Here is a 17,116-nt window from a genome sequence, read left to right as displayed (position 1 = left end):
AAAAACGAATTTCTTGACTCATACTAAAAAAGGTTTATGCTTTACTTTTGTAAGACCGTTAAGTACAATCATATCAACTAAATCCAATCAGAAAAGTGGGGAATAAAATGAAGAAAGCAATATTCGCTGTATTACTGACGCTGTTGATCACCGTGATGGCCGCATGCGGCGCGTCAGGGGACAATTCCAAGGATAAAAACGCAGCAGGCGACAGCCTCTGGTCTTCAATTAAAGATAAAGGCGTTTTGACCGTCGGTACTGAAGGAACGTACGAACCATTTACATTCCACGATAAAAAAACAGATCAATTAACAGGTTATGATGTCGAAGTGATGCAGGAAGTCGCCAAGCGCCTCAACCTGAAAGCTGAATTTAAAGAAACGCAGTGGGACAGCATGTTTGCCGGCCTCAACTCCAAGCGTTTTGACGTCGTTGCCAACCAAGTCGGGAAAAAAGACCGTGAAAATCAGTATGATTTTTCCGATTCATATACAACTTCCCAAGCCGTCGTTGTCACAAAAGCGGACAACAACGATATAAAAGCTGAAGGGGACGTCAAAGGGAAAAAAGCTGCACAATCTTTGACAAGCAACTATAATGACCTTGCGAAAAACGCCGGCGCTGAAATCGAAGGCGTGGAAGGAATGGCTCAAGCGTTTCAGTTGATTCAGCAGGGCCGTGTCGACCTCACCTTTAACGATAAACTGGCGGTGCTGAACTATTTGAAGACATCAGGAAACAAAAACCTGAAAGTCGCTTTTGAAACAGGCGAGCCGCAAACTACGCATTTTGCTTTCCGCAAAGGAAGCGGCGAGCTGGTTGACAAGGTCAACTCCGCGCTGAAAGACATGAAAGAGGATGGCACACTCGCGAAAATAGCGAAGAAATGGTTTGGCGAAGATGTTTCTAAATAATATACAAGCGGCGGCCATCGGCGCGGCGATCCCCTGGGATCTTGTGCGTGAATCATTTTGGCCGATCTTTTTAAGGGGAATCTATTACTCGATTCCCCTTGCCATTCTCTCTTTTATATTCGGTATGATCATCGCATTGATCACGGCGCTGGCGAGAATGTCCAAATCCCGCATTTTAAGAGCGGTTTTCGGCATTTATGTCTCAGCGATCCGCGGAACGCCGCTGCTCGTTCAGCTATTCATTATTTTTTACTTGTTTCCAGCATTTCAAATCACGATTGACCCGTTTCCGAGCGCGATCATTGCCTTTTCATTAAATGTCGGCGCATATGCTTCGGAAATCATCAGGGCTTCCATCCTTTCCGTTCCGAAAGGGCAGTGGGAAGCGGCTTATTCGATTGGAATGACTCAAAAAACGGCCCTTACCAGGGTCATCCTGCCGCAGGCTGTACGCGTGTCGATTCCGCCATTATCCAATACATTCATCAGCTTGGTTAAAGACACATCGCTTGCGTCACAAATTCTTGTTGCTGAATTATTCCGGAAAGCCCAGGAAATCGGGGCCAGCAATCTAGACCAAATTTTAATCATTTATATGGAAGCCGCATTCATCTATTGGATCATCTGCTTTGTTCTCGCGCTTGTTCAGCAGCAGATTGAACGGCGATTGGACCGGTATGTGGCCAGGTAAGGAGGGAAATAGACAATGCTTGCGATCAAAGGGCTGAATAAATCCTTCGGCGAAAACGAGATCTTAAAAAAAATCGACCTGAACATCGAAAAAGGAAAAGTGATCGCCATCTTAGGGCCTTCCGGTTCCGGCAAGACGACGCTGCTTCGCTGCCTGAACGCTTTGGAAATTCCGAACCGCGGCATTCTTTCTTTTGACGATTTTACCATCGATTTTTCCAAGAAAAATAAACCGGCTGACCTCCTTCGACTGCGGAGAAAGTCGGGAATGGTGTTTCAGGCCTATCACCTGTTCCCGCACCGCACCGTGCTTGAAAATGTGATGGAAGGGCCGGTAAAAGTGCAAAAGCGCAATAAAGAAGAAGTCAAAAAGGAAGCCGTTCAGCTTCTGCAAAAGGTCGGCCTAGAAGACAAAATGGACCTTTATCCATTCCAGCTTTCCGGGGGACAGCAGCAGCGCGTCGGGATCGCCCGTGCTCTGGCCATCAAGCCAGAACTGATGCTTTTTGACGAGCCCACATCGGCGCTTGACCCCGAGCTGGTCGGTGAAGTGCTGAAAGTCATGAAAGACCTTGCAAATGAGGGCTGGACGATGGTTGTCGTCACCCACGAAATCAAATTCGCGCAGGATGTCGCAGACGAAGTCGTCTTTATCGACGGCGGCGTCATCGTCGAACAGGGTCCGCCTGAACAAATTTTCTCAGCCCCTAAGGAAGAACGAACAAAACAGTTTTTAAACCGGATTTTGAATCCTGTATAAACAAAACAGCCTGATCCAGAGAGATCAGGCTGTTCTTTTTTATTCTGCGGCCAGTTTAAACTTGGATGCCGCTTGATTCAATTCTTCCGACAAAGCGGAGAGCTGCTGAATGGCCGATGCGATTTCCTGCATGCCGGCGCTTTGCTGCTCCGCTGCTGCCGCGACTTCCTCAGAACCTGCCGCCTGCTCTTCGGTAACGGCGGAAATCTGCTCCATCGCAGCCGAAATGTTTTGATACGATTTTTCGACTTTTAACAAAGACTGAAGCAACTGATCGGTCCGTTTGGCAAATTGAGAAATCCCCTTAAAAATTCCTGAAAAGTTCTCGTATGTGCCATTGATTAATATTTGCCCTTTGTCAACCGCTGCGTTTCCTTCCTGAATGCGTTCCATGACAAGCCGGCTGCTCTCCTGCGTGCCCGCCACAAGCTGGGAAACGGATAAAGCGGCATCTGCCGAGCGTTCAGAAAGCTTTCTGACTTCTCCCGCTACAACAGCAAAGCCCTGGCCTTCTTCACCGACCCGGGCGGCTTCAATTGAAGCATTGAGCGCCAGCAAATTCGTCTGTTCGGCAATAGAGGAAATCATTCCGATGACTTTTTCAATTTCTTCGGTATGGTTTTGCATCTCTGCTGCTGCTTGTTTGGACTCTTCCATCACGTTTTTAATCGTCTGGGTCTGCCGCAATGTTTCTTCGACAAGCTCCTGTCCGGTCTTGGAATCCTTGCTGACGCCTTCGGCAACGTTCTTCATCTCGTTCACTTCTTCTGTGACGTGTGTAAGCTGATGATCGATTTCGGCAGCCGATGTGTGGCAATCCGAAACGGACGAGACCACTTCGTTGATCCCCTCGCTCATGCTGTTCATCGATTCAGCCACCTGGGCCGCGCTTTCGCTCGATTCAGCCGATACATTTTTCAGCTGGAGACTCGTCTTGGATACCTCTTCAGAGGAAGCTGAAATTTGTCCAATCAATTGTTGTAAATTTTCGCTCATCCGCTTGAACGATTCGGCAAGCTTTCCGGCTTCATCACGGCTCTTGACAGAAATGTCGGCCGACAGATCGCCGTCGGCAATTTTTTCTGATGCCTTCATCAGCTGCCTGATCGGCTTCGCGATAAAAGAACCGAGAAAATAGGCCATGGCCATTCCGAGCAGCAAGACAAATGCTGCGATCGCAATTGTATACCACTTCGCTTTTGCAGCCGTCGCCGGAATCACGGAAGCATCAAGATCGATCCCCAAAATTCCCACCTTTTCGCCGGAGCTGTTCTCAAGCGGCTGAAAAATCGACTGGTGAATGCCGTATTCATCCTCATACACGTCGCTTACCGTCTCTTTGTTTGTCGTTAAGGCTTCTTTCATTTCAGGAGAAAAACTGTAATCCGTGCCGAAATCATCGGACGTATCCGACAGCACGAGAATCCGCTCCTTCCCGCCCTCATTGGAAAGGATATAGATATTTTCAAGATTGTTTTTCTTTTTCAGGCTGTCCACAGCCATTTTTGTCTGCTTGTAAAGCGGATTGTCCGCAGAATCGATTTCAAGCGGATTCCCGTCCAGACGTTTGATTTGGTTTTCAGCAAGATGAATATCGGTATAAAGACGGTTTTGGAACTGCTGTCTCAGCTGCTCTGACAAGTCTTTGCTGATATAAGTAAACACAGCTGAAAATGATGCGATCGTGATTAAAAGCACTAAGGCGACGCCAATCATAATTTTGACTGAAATGTGTTCTGTTAGCTTTTTCTTCAACGTTTTCATCGTCTATATCCCCTTTAATTTGTCATGAGAGATCCATGCTCCCGGCAGACTTCCTCAATATTTTCTTTTAAATAATCGATAATTCCCGGGACATGTTCAGGCATGGTATACGGAGAAATGACGAAAAATTTGCTGACGCAAAGCGGTATCTCAGTCCCTTCACAGGATTTCACAAGCAAGTGCTTTTTCGTATCGCCAAAAAACATCTTGTCCCTTTTTGTTCCGAGCTTTTCAAATAGTTTTTCAGTGAGAGCATTGTTTCTTTCCAGCTCTTGAATGGTGCATGCTCCCGAAATTTCGTCTTCAAATCTAGGGGCACCTTCAGGATAAATGCGAAACAGCGTAGACATGCCGAAGTTGTCCGGGTTCACAATATCGGCCTCCGGAATCTGCTGAGAAAGCTGTTCCCTAAAATGCAGGTTGACTTCAAGAAACTGTCCGAGCAGCTTTTGATAGCCTTCATAGCCAAATGCCATCAACGCGCTGTACATACTGATCGAACTGGCCATGCGCGAACATTCCAGCGTGTAGCCCGTATGGTAGTCCCCATAGCCGCGGTGGCCGACATACGGCGTCTCATCAGGATCCAGATCGATCCGTTTTAAGTCATTGCGATCTTTCACAAGAAACAGGCTCGTCACATAAGGCGTCTGTCCGAGCTTCTGAAAATCAAAACAAAGCGAATCGGCTGCGTGCAGATGCCTCATTTTTTCCTGAATCGGCTTGATCATGCTGAGAACACCGGGACTGAAGGATAAAGCGTTCTCATTCAGATCGTACTCATTAAAAAAGGCAAAAAATCCTCCCAGGGCGGAATCGGCGTGGATATGCGGAACCGGCAGCCCGAAACTTTTCGCCGTTTCTTCAGCCGCACGGCGGACAGCGCTCACATCATCGATGCCGATCGCATCTGTCGTTCCTGTTGTAGCTACGATATAAACGGGAATCCCCCCGGCTTCGCAGACTTGTCTAAGCTTCGCCCGCAAATCTTCCGTATCCATGGAATGGTCGAGATTTGTTTTGACTTTAATTAAATGATCGCTCCCGAGTCCTGCGGCTTCCATTGACTTATACAAGCTGTAATGAGCCGCTTCAGAACAAAACGCGTAGAAATTGCCGGGAACCCCTTCTTTCAGCGATGACGGCGCCATTTTGGCAATCGCGATTCTGAGGCCGCTGTATACCGCACCTTGTCCTCCCCACGTCGTGTAGCCTCCGCTTGTTTCGGCATCATACCCCGCAAGCTTTGACATCATCGCCGTAACTTTCACTTCCGCCTCCGCTCCGGCTGGACCGTACACATCCCACAGGTTGTTCCCATTGACCATGAACGCCGTAAGCATGCCTAATATCCCCGGGATGCTCGCCATCGGCAGAATGTTTGTGAAAAAGTATTTGGTATGATACGGATGGCCGTGCAACAGCTTCAACAGCTCTTCGTTGACCTCTTTCATCGGCGCACCTTCGTGCGGAATCCGGCTCTCTGCGACCAGCTTTTCATAAAAGAAGCCCTCACGGTTCTTCTCGCCGCCAAGGTTGACCTGATCTGGATTTTTCAGCTCGTCCACTCCCTCGATCAGCTGTTCGATCAATGATAGGAATTCATGTCTTTTCGCTTCATTTCCGTCCTCGCTCGGAAACCATTTCTGTACATCCGGTGTATTGCGTTGCTGCATGATTTTCTCTCCTGCCTTGTCTTTAATATTTCGGAAAAAGTTTTCACTTGCCATATCGGTATAATATTCCTATATTTTTAGGCCTTCGCTCAAAAAGTTCATGAAATTGTTTAATCTTTTACATTTTCTTTTAAATAAAAAAACTTCTTAACGATATATTAAGAAGTTTTCGAAACATTTGAGCGCTATTTCCGTACAATAGAATGATAAATTCATATTGGAAAGGATTTCTTTAAAATGAAACAAGAAAATGAGAAAAAAACATTCAGTATGAGAATGCTGCTCAATATGGTCGGCCTATTCGTCTTTACCGGCATGATAGTCAGCGCATATACCCAGGCTTTTTACTTGGATGAACATCTCGAGATCTGCCGCTTTGTATACATGACGGCAAGAGAGTGGAAAGAATTTTTTTTGTTTGTGTCCGGGACGGCCATCATCTATTTCGTTTTGGCAAATGTTCTTTCATTCAAGAAAAAACGCTGAAGAAAAACTTAGTGCTTTCGTCTTCTCCATTCCTTCGTTTCCTCTTTAAAGGCAAGATACAGACAGACGATCAAGGCAATGATCAAAGCAATCCAAACGGGCATCGCCAGAAAAGGTGCATAGTTCAATATAAGCAACAGTGCGAGACAGGCTAAAACGGAAAGACAGATCAGCCTTACTAAAAAAATCAACGCCATTCCCCTCCTTTTTTCATAACATCTGCTGTTTTTTCCCTGCAAACTGCTGAACCGCAATGACAGCAAAGAGCCAGCCTACAAGAACGGCCCAAGCGCTCGGTTCGCCCATTGGCTCTGTCGAATAGAACTGGCAGATGATGCTTCCTCGAAAGAAACAAAAGGGTCCAGGACCCTTATCAGACTCTGAATTTCTCCCCTCCACAATGGAAAATGTATCTCTACAGCTATCATACATCATTTTCATCAATTGGAATATAATCATAATTATGTAAATTGAAGAGCCGCATTCCGAAATCCGCATTTATCCGTTCTGAAGAATGTGATACAATGACAATCGATTGTTTTTTTGAAAAGAGGGGAATCCATTGAAGCGGGAACTTGTTTTGCGCTGGCTTTTTTATTTTGTCGGATTGATTGTTTTGTCTTTTGGGGTTTCTCTTACGATTGAAGGGAAAGTGCTCGGCATCGGTCCTTGGGATGCATTTCACTACGGGTTGTATATGCTTTTGGGCCTTACAGTCGGCCAATGGGCGATTATTGTCGGGGCGGTTATCGTAGGTTTAACGTCCTTATTTACAAAAGCATGGCCGAAAATCGGCGCCGTGCTTAATATGCTGTTAATCGGTATTTTTATAGATTTCTTTACTTATATTCTTCCAGACCCGGAAACGTATATTTCAAGCACTGTCGTATTCGTGATCGGCGTCATTTTTATCGGTTACGGAGTCGGCATTTATGTGTCGGCAGATCTTGGTGCGGGTCCGCGCGACTCCCTGATGCTTTTGATTTCCGAGAAAACGGGCTGGAACGTTCAGTGGGTCCGCAACGGAATGGAGCTGACGATTTTACTGATCGGCTGGCTGCTCGGCGGGCCGATCGGCATCGGCACTGTTTTAACCGCCATTTTAACAGGCCTGATTTTGCGGTTTTCTTTGCCTCAGTCCAAACAGTTTTTAAAAACAGCTATGACAGGAAGGCGCATCAGAGCTGCCAAGCCTGTACATATGTCGCTGAAAAAAAACGGATGAGCGTTTCATCCGTTTTTCTCGTTCAGATTATTTCTGTTTTACCACCGGTATCCAAATTTCGGTGATATGGTCTTGCGCCATAATATTCCCGTCCTTAGGATAGGATTCAAATTGCGGAGCGTTTGCCAATTCATAGCCTGTCGCCGGAAACCATTCTGAGAAGATTCTTTCCCATGTGGCTTGAACAGCCGAATTGACGGGGCCGACGGCTTCAAATACGGCCCAAGTTGCGGCGGGAATCGGTTTCTCGACACAGCCGGCAGGCGTGTCAGCGGATGTTTTTTCGACCCCGATGACATAATGGAACGTATCAGCTTGATCATTAAAATCCATGCAGACGCCAAGGAAGCCGAGCGGGCCGATATCCGGCTTTAAAGAATCGGTAAAGCCGTTGTGATTTAATTCGTTCCAAAAAGCCGGAATGTCCTTTTTGTTTTGATCATCCTTCACCGTAACCTCCAACGCTTTGCCGATCACCTGAAACGGTTCTTTTTCAACAATCTTGTAATTCATATCCTCCACTCCCTTTATTTGAATATGAAAGGATAGACGCGGAAATGCCCTGAGCGTCCTGCCTTTTTCACGGGCCTGTGAAGGGCTGATACCGTGAAGGCGGCTGAATGCCTTTGAAAATGATTCCGGTGTGTTGTAGCCGTATTTAAAAGCAGCATCAACCACTTTTATATGTGAAGCAGCCAGCTCCTGCGCGGCGACTGTCAGCCTTCTTTTCCGAATGTAATCGGCAAGGGTAACACCCGTCAGCATGTAGAACATCCGCTGATAATGAAATTTCGAACAGTATGCGATTTGGGCGATTTCTTCGTGTTTCAGCGGCTGATCCAAATGCTTTTCAATATAATCGATGCTTTCAGCCAAACGATTCAGAATGTCCATTGTTTCCGCTCCTCTCATTTACAACGATACTTCATGCCAATCAGAAATTCCGGTCATTCCGTGCGTTGTTGTGACAGGAGCCGAACAGCCATTTGACGGCTTCCGGAAAACGCTTCGCAAACCTCTCAAGCCGATGTGAGCCTCCTTCATCAATGACAAACTTCAGTTCTTTTTCGAAGGCGGCGCTTTCGGTTAACAGGCTGAAGGCTTCCTTCGTCCTCGGTATCATCTCCTTCTGCAGATTATCCCTGTCTGCTCCTTCCATGCTTCCAACATCCATATAAATGCGCAGATGCTCATTTTCAAAGCGGTTATTCTTCATAAACTCGGTCATTCCTTCAAACCAGAAAGACCCTGACAAAGATCCGATTTTCCCAAATGTCTTAGATGCTAAATACGCCGTGTAAACCGAGATCAATCCGCCGAACGACTTTCCGATGATTCCTGTATGTTCACGGCTTGGATTTGTTCGGTAGCGCCCGTCGATATAGGGCTTGAGCCGATTGGCCAAAAAAGCGGCATATTCGTTGCCCTTCCCGCCGTACGCCCGTTTATTCGGCAGCAAATGCGGTTTGGGAAAAGGCGTGTATTCGCTTTCCCTGTCTTTCGGAGCCACTCCGACCAGCAGCAATTCCGGCACTTCCTGATTCGAAAACAGCTTTTCGATTGAGGGCAAACTGCCGCTGTGTGCCGGATCGAACAAATCGCCCAGATCGTGTACGTATAGGACCGGATAGCGGTTATTACTGCTTCCGTATGAAGGAGGAAGATAGATCAAAAGCTCCCTCCCGAAGTATGTATCTTTTATCAATGTTCCGTCTATCATGTTCATCACTCCATTCTGCACAGGTATCATGCCTATCTTTCCTGCTGCCTGTTTGCTAAAATGAAAGCAGAAAAAATATCATGTGAAGAGGTTGCATTTGATGAAGATTTACGCCGTTTATATGGATCAGCTGCCGGAAGCCGGCCAATTTAACCGAATGATGGCCATGGTGTCTGAAGAAAAGCGCAAAAAAGTGGGCAGATACAGATATCCCGAAGATGCCAGCAGGACGCTGATCGGGGAAGTGCTGGCGAGGCACATCATCAGTGAAACGTTTCATTTACCGAACGATCAGATCCGTTTTACGGAAGGAAGGTACGGCAAACCGGCTGCTGAAGGTCTGAACGACTTTCATTTCAACATTTCCCACTCCGGAAACTGGATCGTGTGCGGAGCTGGCACCAAGCCGATCGGAGTGGATGTCGAAAAAATCAAGCCGATCAATTTCGACATTGCCGAGCGGTTTTTTTCTCCTTCAGAGCACCATGATCTCATGGAAAAGGACGACTCAGAGCGCCTGTCGTATTTCTATCATTTGTGGACGATGAAAGAAAGCTTTATCAAACAGGCGGGAAAAGGCCTGTCTCTGCCGCTTGATTCCTTCTCCGTCAAACTGAACGAACAAGGACGCGCTTCGGTGGAAACTCCCCCAGGCTATCCGCCTTGCTATATCCAAGCCTATGAAATTGACCCAGGCTATAAAATGGCGGTGTGTTCCGCCGCACCTGAATTTCCAGACCGCATTGTGATGAAAAGCTGCGCTGAACTGTCAACGCTTTAAAAAGTTCCGCTCTAAAAATAAGCGGTTTCCACCGCTTGCCGCAAGCGGTCGATGCCGCGGCGGATGTCGTCTTCCTTTACATTGGACGTATTGATTTTTAATAGATTTCTTTTTGGAAAGGCCGACATATAATGAGCGTTTACCGGTTCGAGCAGGACGTTCCGTTTTTGTAAGCTTTTGATCAGACGGGACGCCGGGATCGTCCGGTCCAATTCGATGTGGGTGTGGATGGCCGGATGGCCGTGTGGATGGAATTCAAGCACATCCCCCAGTGACGCGGCACATTCTTTTAGCAGATCATGCAGAAGGCATGATCTTTTTTGATAGGAAGAACGGATCTTTTGCTTATGCTTTTCAAACATCCCGCTCTTCAAATAGATCTCCAAAGCGGCCTGAGACAGCATGGAACTGTCAATGTCGAGCAGCTGTTTGTACCGGTTGAACACATCTGTCAGAGAATCGGGCAGCACAGCGGCTCCGACCCGCAGACCCGGAAAAATAATCTTGGAGAAACTTTTCAAATAAATGACGTGTGAAGAAACGTCATAATAATGTAACGGGTCCGCCTTTTTATGATTCTCCAAATCTCCTAAAAAATCATCCTCGGCGATATAGACGTCATACTTTTCCGCCAGCTTGACGATGGCCATTTTTTCCCATTCCGTATAGGAAGTCCCGAGCGGATTGTGGAATCTCGGCATCGTATAAAAGAATTTGATGTCTTCGGTTTGGAAAGTTTGCTCCAGCTCGTCCATATCGATGCCCTCAGCGGTTCTCTCGATGCCGATTGCGGGTATGCCGTGAACTTCAAGGTATTGAATCAGTAAATGATAGCTCGGCTGTTCGATCAGAATTTTCCGCTTCCGGTTGGGAAAAGGCATTGAAGCGAGCAGAGCGAGGGCCTGCTGCACGCCTGATGTAATAAAAATGTGTTCCTCTTTCGCAAACACCTGGCCGTTGGCAAGCTCTTTTTGTATGGCCTCGATTAATGACGGAAGACCTTTCGGCGTCCCATAGATAAACAGATCGTTTTTGTATGTGTCAATGGCTTTATTGATGCAATGCTGAAAATCGATGTATGGAAAGACATCAGGATCAGGAGCAGATGCTGAGAAATCGATCACAGCCTTTCCGGGATTTGGTCGCTGATTCGTTTTTTTCACGACGTAATAGCCGCTTTTCGGCACTGAGTAGATGAGGTGCTGTCTCTCCAGCTCGCTAAACGCCCTGATGACCGTGCTTTTGCTTACTTTGAAGCGTACGGACAGCTCGCGGATGGACGGCAGCCTGTCCCCTTCCTGAAAGGATTTGTCTTCGATCATATCCTCCAATTCGTTCATCAGCGCTACATATTTGTGCATGTTCGTCTCCTTCGCCAATCTGTAACGGTACAGATTCCGTTTTTTTGTATTGTATCAGATTTCGCTTCCGTATAAGATGACAGAAGCCGGTAAAATATCTGTATTGCATGCATACTTTAACGGAGATGATCGACTTTGAACAAATCTGCTTATGCGGCAGCTTTGCTCTATGCTTTTATCATTGGGTTTTCTTTTTTCTTTGTCAAATTGGCTCTCACTGCAGCGAATCCGGTCGATATTCTGGCCCATCGCTTTACGGTCGCTTTTTTGGCCGCGCTTTTTCCCCTTCTGCTTGGATGGGTAAAGATTGGCATCAGCATGAAAGATGCGCTGAAGGTACTGCCTTTAGCTTTATTTTATCCTGTCATGTTTTTTGCTTTTCAAGTGTTTGGGCTCGTCTACACGTCTTCGTCTGAAGCCGGCATCATTCAAGCGGCGATCCCGATCTTTACGATGATATTCGCCGCTTATTTTTTAAATGAACGGTTTACGAAGCGGCAATTCTTTTTCACCGTCTTGTCAGCGGCGGGGGTGGCCTGCATCTTTATGATGAAAAGCGCAGGCACCGGAAGCTCCGATTTGAGAGGGGCGGCGCTGATTTTGCTTTCGGCGCTTTCATCGGCGGGCTACAGTGTGCTCGCGAGAAAGATGACACGCACCTTCAATTCGCTTGAATTAACATATGTGACCACTGGTGCGGGATTTCTCTTTTTCAACGGCATCGCCGGGATCAGTCACATGGCAGACGGCACGCTGAGCGGATTTTTTGCTCCCTTCACTGATCCGGTGTTTATTCTTTCGGTTTTGTATTTAGGCGTGTTGTCATCGTTTGCGACATCATTTTTATCTAATTATGCTCTCTCAAAAATAGAAGCTGCGAAAATCAGCATGTTTAATCATCTGGCGACACTGGTGACGATTTTGGCTGGGATCATATGGCTGGGAGAATCACTTGAATGGTTTCACTTCGCAGGAACGGGGATGATTATTGCCGGACTGATCGGAGCGACGATGGTCAGGCCGGAAAGTCGGCTGAAAAAAGGCTAAAAAACGGAAAATCGGCTGTTTCAACACACCGATTTTCCGTTTTTCTTTATATTGCCGGGCCGGCCTCCTTACGGCTGGCCGCGGCAATCGTTTTGATCTTCGCGGCTACTTGTTCCGTTTTTGCTAAAAGATACATATGGCCGCCTTTGAAATAGTGGAAATCGATCGTACGCGCCCACTTTTTCCAGCTATGCGCATCCTTCATGCATTTCTCATCGCGATCTCCGTTCAGGATATGAACAGGCGACATGAGCGGCGTATGATCCGTATGGCAGAACGTCTCAAGCGCTCTGTAGTCCGCTCTGAATGACGGCAGGAAAAAGTTCATGACTTCCCTGTTATCTTTCAGTTGTTGGGGTATTCCGCCAAGCTGGATGAGATGGTCGAGAAATGCGTCATCATTTTTGTGAGACACTTTTTGCCGCTGAATATGAGGCGGCTGAATCGCTGAAATCACCGCAGCTGCCGGAAAGATGCCTTCTTGTTCAAGCTTTTGCGTCAACCTGTAAACAACCATCCCGCCCATGCTGTGGCCGAACAGTACGAATGGAGCGGAGAGCCTCGGCTTGAGCGCCGCTATATACAGATCGACGAGTTCTTCCAAATTGTCGACAAACGCCATTCGATTTGTTCCGTGTCCAGGCGGTTCGATGGCCAGTACTTCAAAATCTGCTTTTAAATGTTCATAAAGCGGTCTGAATGATGCCGAATATCCCCCGGCAAACGGGAAACAGATCAACTGCGTGCCGCCTGCCGGCGCTCCAAACTGCTTAATGATCTCGTTCATTTATCATGCACCCCCGATTACAGCGGCACGTTCGCCCAAAATCTGTCTGATCAGATCTGCATTGGTTTTGACAAAGACGTCCGCGAGCATTTCATCATGTCTTCCAGCACCTTGATATTCATCATAAGAAGACTCCGTTCCTTCTTTCCACGTCGAAAGCCATTCCGGGAGCGGTTTCGCGTGCTCTGATTTGATCAAGTGAATCTCGCAGCTGACCGTTCCTTGATGGACAAGGTTAACAAAGTAAGAATAATAGGCTGCCATCTTTTTGGCGATGCCATCGGCAACCGTCTTGATTTTCATATATTCATTGTCCTTGTTGGCTTCCATCAGAGCAGCTGTATCAGCTTCAATTGACCGCCCTTCTAAATCGCTGACACCGTTCTTCATATATGAATCGATCATCAGCAGCTTTTCGACTTTCCGCCCGTTCTTTTCGAGTGTTTGCGCCACTTCAAAGGCGAGTCCGCAGCCGGCCGAATAGCCGATCAATGTCAGCGGCCCTTCAGGCTGAAGGCCGGAGATGGCTTCTGCGTAGCGCACGGCGCGGTCATCGCTTTCTATAAAGTCAAACGCATGAATCTTGTATTCCGGCATTTGTTCGGCCAGTTTGCCGTACACGATGCCATAGCCGAGGACAGGTGGGAATGCGAACAAATGGCGGGTGCTTTCCTGATTGAAGACGGTTTTTTTCACGTCATCCGTATGTCCGCCCTGGTCGATATAAGCCGCGAGGCCCTCGATTGTGGGCATTTCAAACAACACATTCACCGGAACATCGATGGCGAGATCTTTCAGCATCCGGGAGGTGACAGCCATAGCTTTCAATGAATGTCCCCCGATTTCAAAAAAGTTCTCGTCTATTCCGATCTGCTGTCTACCGAGAACCTCAGACCAAATGATCGCAAGCTTTTCTTCCGTCATATTGCGAGGTGCACGGTGCTCTGTTGGATTCGGCCGGCCATCTGCTTCAGGAAGAAGGCGGCGGTTGACTTTTCCGTTTGCGGTGAGCGGCAGCTCTTCAAGCATGATATATGCATCCGGCACCATGTAAGCCGGGAGATTCCGAGCCAGTTGGCGGCGAACCTCCTCGTTCGAAACCACAGCTCCCCGCACCGGGACGACATAGGCGGTGAGCGCCGCATCCCCATTCCCTCTTTTCTTGGCGATTACAACGGCTTCCTTTACGCCTTGACAGCGCATCAGCTCCTCTTCGATTTCACCGAGCTCAATTCGGTGGCCGCGGATTTTCACTTGATCATCGATCCGGCCGATGAAGTCGATATTGCCGTCCGGCAGCCAGCGGGCCAGATCCCCTGTCCTGTACATCGTTTCACCGCTGTTGAACGGATGCGGCACGAATTTTTCCGCAGTCAGTTCCGGCCTGTTTAAATAGCCGCGCGATACCCCTGTACCGCTCAGACACAATTCACCTACCGCTCCAATCGGTTGAAGCCGGTTATTTTCCGTCAGAATGTATGCATTGGTTTCGTTTATCGGCTTGCCGATCGGAATGGAAACCGCGCTGTCCTCAATGCGGTTGACCGGATAGAACGTCGCGAAGACGGTCGTTTCCGTCGGCCCGTATACATGAATGATCCTGTCCGGTCCCATGGCGGCAAATGCTTTCTTGACATGGCTGACAGATGAGCGCTCTCCGCCGAACAGAACTTTGCGAATCCCTTTCATCCACTCTGTTCCCGCATCGACCAGGAGGTTGAACAGCGCCGTTGTCACAAACATGACCGTGATGTTCTCCTTCTGAATCGTTTCTGTCAGCTTGCCGATATGGAGAATCGTCGCCTGATCGGCCACTACCAGCTTTGCTCCGTTTAAAAGCGCGCCGTACACATCAAATGTGAAGCCGTCAAACGCATAGTTTGAAAGGGACAGCAAGGTGTCTTTCTCGGAAAGGCTGATGTAGTTTGTCTCTTTTACAACTCTTGTAATATTGGCATGTGTCGTCAGATTGCCTTTCGGTTTTCCCGTTGTGCCTGACGTATACATGATATAAGCAAGGTCGTCCGGTTCGGCGGCAATTTCAAGGTTTCGCCCGCTTTCTGCAGACACCGCCGGATCGTCGATCAAGATCGTATTCTGATGAAAAGAAAGCGACGCCGCCTGTCCGGCAAGCTCTTCTTGTGTCAGCATGCAAACAGCCCCGCTGTCCTCCAGCATATACTGAATCCGCGCTTCAGGATATTCCGGGTCAATCGGCAGATAGGCGCCCCCTGCTTTTAAGACGGCGAGTATCGCGATGACCATTTCCGGCGAACGACGGAACAAAAGAGCGACAGGTTCGCCGCGGCCGACGTTCTTTTTGCGCAAAAGATGCGCGACCTTGTTCGCCTGTTCGTTCAATTCCCGATATGTCAGCGTCCGCCCGGCCGCTGATACCGCGGGTTGTTCCGGGAGCGCTTCAGCACATTGCTCAAACCGTTGCGGGATCGTCAGCCCGGTTTGCTTCCGTTGGACTTGACCGTTAAATTCATGGAGAAGGCGCTCTTTTTCCTTTTTGGATACGACACAAATGTCGTCAAGCGGCTGCTCCGGATTTCTGATGATCTCGCGAATAGCTGTCAATAGCTGTTCTTTTAGCTGCAAGATGAAAGATGGTTCGAAGACATTCCTGTTGTATGCGAGTTTCAGCAGCATTTCTTCACCCGGTGAAGCAAGCAAATTCAGATCATAATTCGATTTTTCGAAAACGGTGATATCATCCATTGTGAAGCCGAGATTTTTTTCTTCGTGCTGTTTGTTGGCTTCTTGCAGCGGATAATTTTCAAAAACGATAATGTGGTCGATCAAGTTCGGCGCTGCTATATGACTTTGGATATCATAGAGCGGCATATATTGATGCGGCTCAGCTTCAAGCGCCTGCTTCTGCAATTCAGCGACCAGCTCTGTAAAGGTCGTTTGCGCGCCAAAGGTTACCCGTTTCGGGACGACATTGATAAACAAACCGACCATGTGCTCGACACCTTGAATGTCAGCGGGGCGGCCTGACACAACTGTACCGAAGATCAGATCGCGGGATCGCTGATAGCGGCTGAGCAGCACCGACCACACCGCCTGAAGAGCCGTGCTCAACGTGGTATGATGCGCTTTTGCAAGCTGTGTGAACACTTCTGTATCTTCTTTTGGAAGTGTAAACAGCAGTTCTCCCGGCTGATTGCCGGCTTGCTCCGGTTTTTTCCGCTGTTCGCTGAATGTCGTCTGCCCTTCGAATCCGGCTAAATGATGTTCCCAGTAAGCCAGCGATCTTTGTTTGTCCTGACTTTCGAGCCATTTAATATAGTCTTTGTAAGGTTTGACGGGCCCGAGGCTGTATAGCCTGTTTTCGCGGAGCGCGTTGTACACTTCAAATAGTTCCTGTACGACGATCCCGAAGCACCATCCGTCCAGAAGAATATGATGATAGCTCCACACCCATTCGTAACGGTCCTGTCCCTTTTTAAAAACCGCGGTTCTCATCGGAATGTCTTTTGAGAGGTTAAACCCTTTTTCTTTATCTTTTCGTTTATAATCTTCGATTCTCTCATTTTGTTCTGCTTCAGAAAGTCCTGATAGATCAATTTCTTCTGCCTGAAACGACCTTTCCTTTAAAACGACTTGAACCGGACGTTTCATTTTTTCATGAACGAAAACGGTTCGGAATATATCATACCTGCCGATGATGACATTCATGCTTTTTTCCAATATATCTTTTTGAAAAGAGCCTTTCACCTGCATGCTGATTTGTTCAATATAAAAGCCTTGTCCCGGATGCAGCAGCGTATGAAACAGCATCCCTTCCTGCATCGGCGACAAATAGTATATGTCCTGGACATGTTCTTTTTTGAACTGGCTCAAAATCGTATCCCCCTTTCATAGGCTCGCCCGCTTAACAAGCGGGCAAGTCCTCG

General features: G+C 47.7%; 15 protein-coding genes. 7 read left to right on the top strand and 8 right to left on the bottom strand.

Translation table 11 applies throughout. The features are described from left to right. Nucleotides 1-107: 107 nt before the first annotated feature. The 3 genes from tcyA to CP943_RS02465 are packed head-to-tail and all read left to right on the top strand — an operon-like array spanning nucleotide 108 to nucleotide 2,364. Nucleotides 108-914: a cystine ABC transporter substrate-binding lipoprotein TcyA gene (tcyA, locus tag CP943_RS02475; RefSeq protein ID WP_020450122.1), complete on the top strand. Its 807-nt coding sequence runs from the start codon at nucleotides 108-110 to the stop codon at nucleotides 912-914. After that, on the top strand, nucleotides 901-1,605 hold the full coding sequence (locus CP943_RS02470) for an amino acid ABC transporter permease (protein WP_020450121.1): 705 nt from the start codon (nucleotides 901-903) through the stop codon (nucleotides 1,603-1,605). Before tcyA ends, CP943_RS02470 begins: the two co-directional genes overlap by 14 nt. A 15-nt stretch (nucleotides 1,606-1,620) precedes the next feature. Further along, a complete protein-coding gene (locus CP943_RS02465) occupies nucleotides 1,621-2,364 on the top strand; it encodes an amino acid ABC transporter ATP-binding protein (protein WP_003178866.1) in 744 nt (247 codons plus the stop codon). Between the two features lie 39 nt (nucleotides 2,365-2,403). On the opposite strand, the gene CP943_RS02460 is transcribed toward CP943_RS02465, so the two are convergent. Beyond that, nucleotides 2,404-4,128 (bottom strand): methyl-accepting chemotaxis protein, encoded by a 1,725-nt coding sequence (locus CP943_RS02460; protein ID WP_026580520.1) that lies wholly within the window; start codon nucleotides 4,126-4,128, stop codon nucleotides 2,404-2,406. Between the two features lie 14 nt (nucleotides 4,129-4,142). After that, a complete protein-coding gene (locus CP943_RS02455) occupies nucleotides 4,143-5,804 on the bottom strand; it encodes a pyridoxal phosphate-dependent decarboxylase family protein (RefSeq protein WP_020450118.1) in 1,662 nt (553 codons plus the stop codon). A gap of 237 nt (nucleotides 5,805-6,041) precedes the next feature. Here CP943_RS02455 and CP943_RS02450 point away from each other — a divergent pair, with 237 nt between their 5' ends. After that, nucleotides 6,042-6,290 (top strand): hypothetical protein, encoded by a 249-nt coding sequence (locus CP943_RS02450; RefSeq protein ID WP_020450117.1) that lies wholly within the window; start codon nucleotides 6,042-6,044, stop codon nucleotides 6,288-6,290. Between the two features lie 8 nt (nucleotides 6,291-6,298). Here the strand turns inward: CP943_RS02450 and CP943_RS02445 are convergent, their stop codons facing one another. Next, nucleotides 6,299-6,487: a hypothetical protein gene (locus tag CP943_RS02445; protein WP_020450116.1), complete on the bottom strand. Its 189-nt coding sequence runs from the start codon at nucleotides 6,485-6,487 to the stop codon at nucleotides 6,299-6,301. A gap of 365 nt (nucleotides 6,488-6,852) precedes the next feature. On the opposite strand from CP943_RS02445, the gene CP943_RS02435 reads away from it, so the two are divergent. Then, entirely contained in the window at nucleotides 6,853-7,515 is a 663-nt protein-coding gene (locus CP943_RS02435) for a YczE/YyaS/YitT family protein (RefSeq protein ID WP_105980698.1), read from the top strand. A 27-nt stretch (nucleotides 7,516-7,542) separates the two neighbouring features. Here the strand turns inward: CP943_RS02435 and CP943_RS02430 are convergent, their stop codons facing one another. Beyond that, complete coding sequence (locus CP943_RS02430) at nucleotides 7,543-8,409, bottom strand: AraC family transcriptional regulator (protein ID WP_043054053.1); 867 nt, start codon at nucleotides 8,407-8,409, stop codon at nucleotides 7,543-7,545. A 40-nt stretch (nucleotides 8,410-8,449) separates the two neighbouring features. Continuing rightward, a complete protein-coding gene (locus tag CP943_RS02425) occupies nucleotides 8,450-9,265 on the bottom strand; it encodes an alpha/beta hydrolase (protein ID WP_105980697.1) in 816 nt (271 codons plus the stop codon). A gap of 70 nt (nucleotides 9,266-9,335) precedes the next feature. Here CP943_RS02425 and CP943_RS02420 point away from each other — a divergent pair, with 70 nt between their 5' ends. Next, entirely contained in the window at nucleotides 9,336-10,016 is a 681-nt protein-coding gene (locus tag CP943_RS02420) for a 4'-phosphopantetheinyl transferase family protein (protein WP_020450111.1), read from the top strand. An 11-nt stretch (nucleotides 10,017-10,027) separates the two neighbouring features. Here the strand turns inward: CP943_RS02420 and CP943_RS02415 are convergent, their stop codons facing one another. Further along, complete coding sequence (locus tag CP943_RS02415) at nucleotides 10,028-11,377, bottom strand: aminotransferase-like domain-containing protein (RefSeq protein WP_105980696.1); 1,350 nt, start codon at nucleotides 11,375-11,377, stop codon at nucleotides 10,028-10,030. Nucleotides 11,378-11,512: 135 nt separating this feature from the next. On the opposite strand from CP943_RS02415, the gene CP943_RS02410 reads away from it, so the two are divergent. Beyond that, nucleotides 11,513-12,424, top strand: coding sequence for a DMT family transporter (locus CP943_RS02410; RefSeq protein WP_020450109.1), 912 nt, complete (start codon nucleotides 11,513-11,515; stop codon nucleotides 12,422-12,424). 46 nt (nucleotides 12,425-12,470) lie between these two features. Here the strand turns inward: CP943_RS02410 and licTE are convergent, their stop codons facing one another. After that, complete coding sequence (gene licTE, locus CP943_RS02405; protein ID WP_095292452.1) at nucleotides 12,471-13,211, bottom strand: lichenysin biosynthesis thioesterase LicTE; 741 nt, start codon at nucleotides 13,209-13,211, stop codon at nucleotides 12,471-12,473. A 3-nt stretch (nucleotides 13,212-13,214) separates the two neighbouring features. Further along, a complete protein-coding gene (gene licC / locus CP943_RS02400) occupies nucleotides 13,215-17,063 on the bottom strand; it encodes a lichenysin non-ribosomal peptide synthetase LicC (protein WP_105980695.1) in 3,849 nt (1,282 codons plus the stop codon). Nucleotides 17,064-17,116: the final 53 nt, after the last annotated feature.

The sequence above is a fragment of the Bacillus paralicheniformis genome, assembly GCF_002993925.1.
GTDB lineage: Bacteria > Bacillota > Bacilli > Bacillales > Bacillaceae > Bacillus > Bacillus paralicheniformis.
This window is presented reverse-complemented; position numbering and strand designations above follow the sequence as displayed.

Bases quoted from the DNA above. Each gene is read 5' to 3' on its own strand.
- tcyA (WP_020450122.1), top strand. From the start codon at position 108: ATGAAGAAAGCAATATTCGCTGTATTACTGACGCTGTTGATCACCGTG.
- CP943_RS02470 (WP_020450121.1), top strand. From the start codon at position 901: ATGTTTCTAAATAATATACAAGCGGCGGCCATCGGCGCGGCGATCCCC.
- CP943_RS02465 (WP_003178866.1), top strand. From the start codon at position 1,621: ATGCTTGCGATCAAAGGGCTGAATAAATCCTTCGGCGAAAACGAGATC.
- CP943_RS02460 (WP_026580520.1), bottom strand. From the start codon at position 4,128: ATGAAAACGTTGAAGAAAAAGCTAACAGAACACATTTCAGTCAAAATT.
- CP943_RS02455 (WP_020450118.1), bottom strand. From the start codon at position 5,804: ATGCAGCAACGCAATACACCGGATGTACAGAAATGGTTTCCGAGCGAG.
- CP943_RS02450 (WP_020450117.1), top strand. From the start codon at position 6,042: ATGAAACAAGAAAATGAGAAAAAAACATTCAGTATGAGAATGCTGCTC.
- CP943_RS02445 (WP_020450116.1), bottom strand. From the start codon at position 6,487: ATGGCGTTGATTTTTTTAGTAAGGCTGATCTGTCTTTCCGTTTTAGCC.
- CP943_RS02430 (WP_043054053.1), bottom strand. From the start codon at position 8,409: ATGGACATTCTGAATCGTTTGGCTGAAAGCATCGATTATATTGAAAAG.
- CP943_RS02425 (WP_105980697.1), bottom strand. From the start codon at position 9,265: ATGATACCTGTGCAGAATGGAGTGATGAACATGATAGACGGAACATTG.
- CP943_RS02420 (WP_020450111.1), top strand. From the start codon at position 9,336: ATGAAGATTTACGCCGTTTATATGGATCAGCTGCCGGAAGCCGGCCAA.
- CP943_RS02415 (WP_105980696.1), bottom strand. From the start codon at position 11,377: ATGCACAAATATGTAGCGCTGATGAACGAATTGGAGGATATGATCGAA.
- licTE (WP_095292452.1), bottom strand. From the start codon at position 13,211: ATGAACGAGATCATTAAGCAGTTTGGAGCGCCGGCAGGCGGCACGCAG.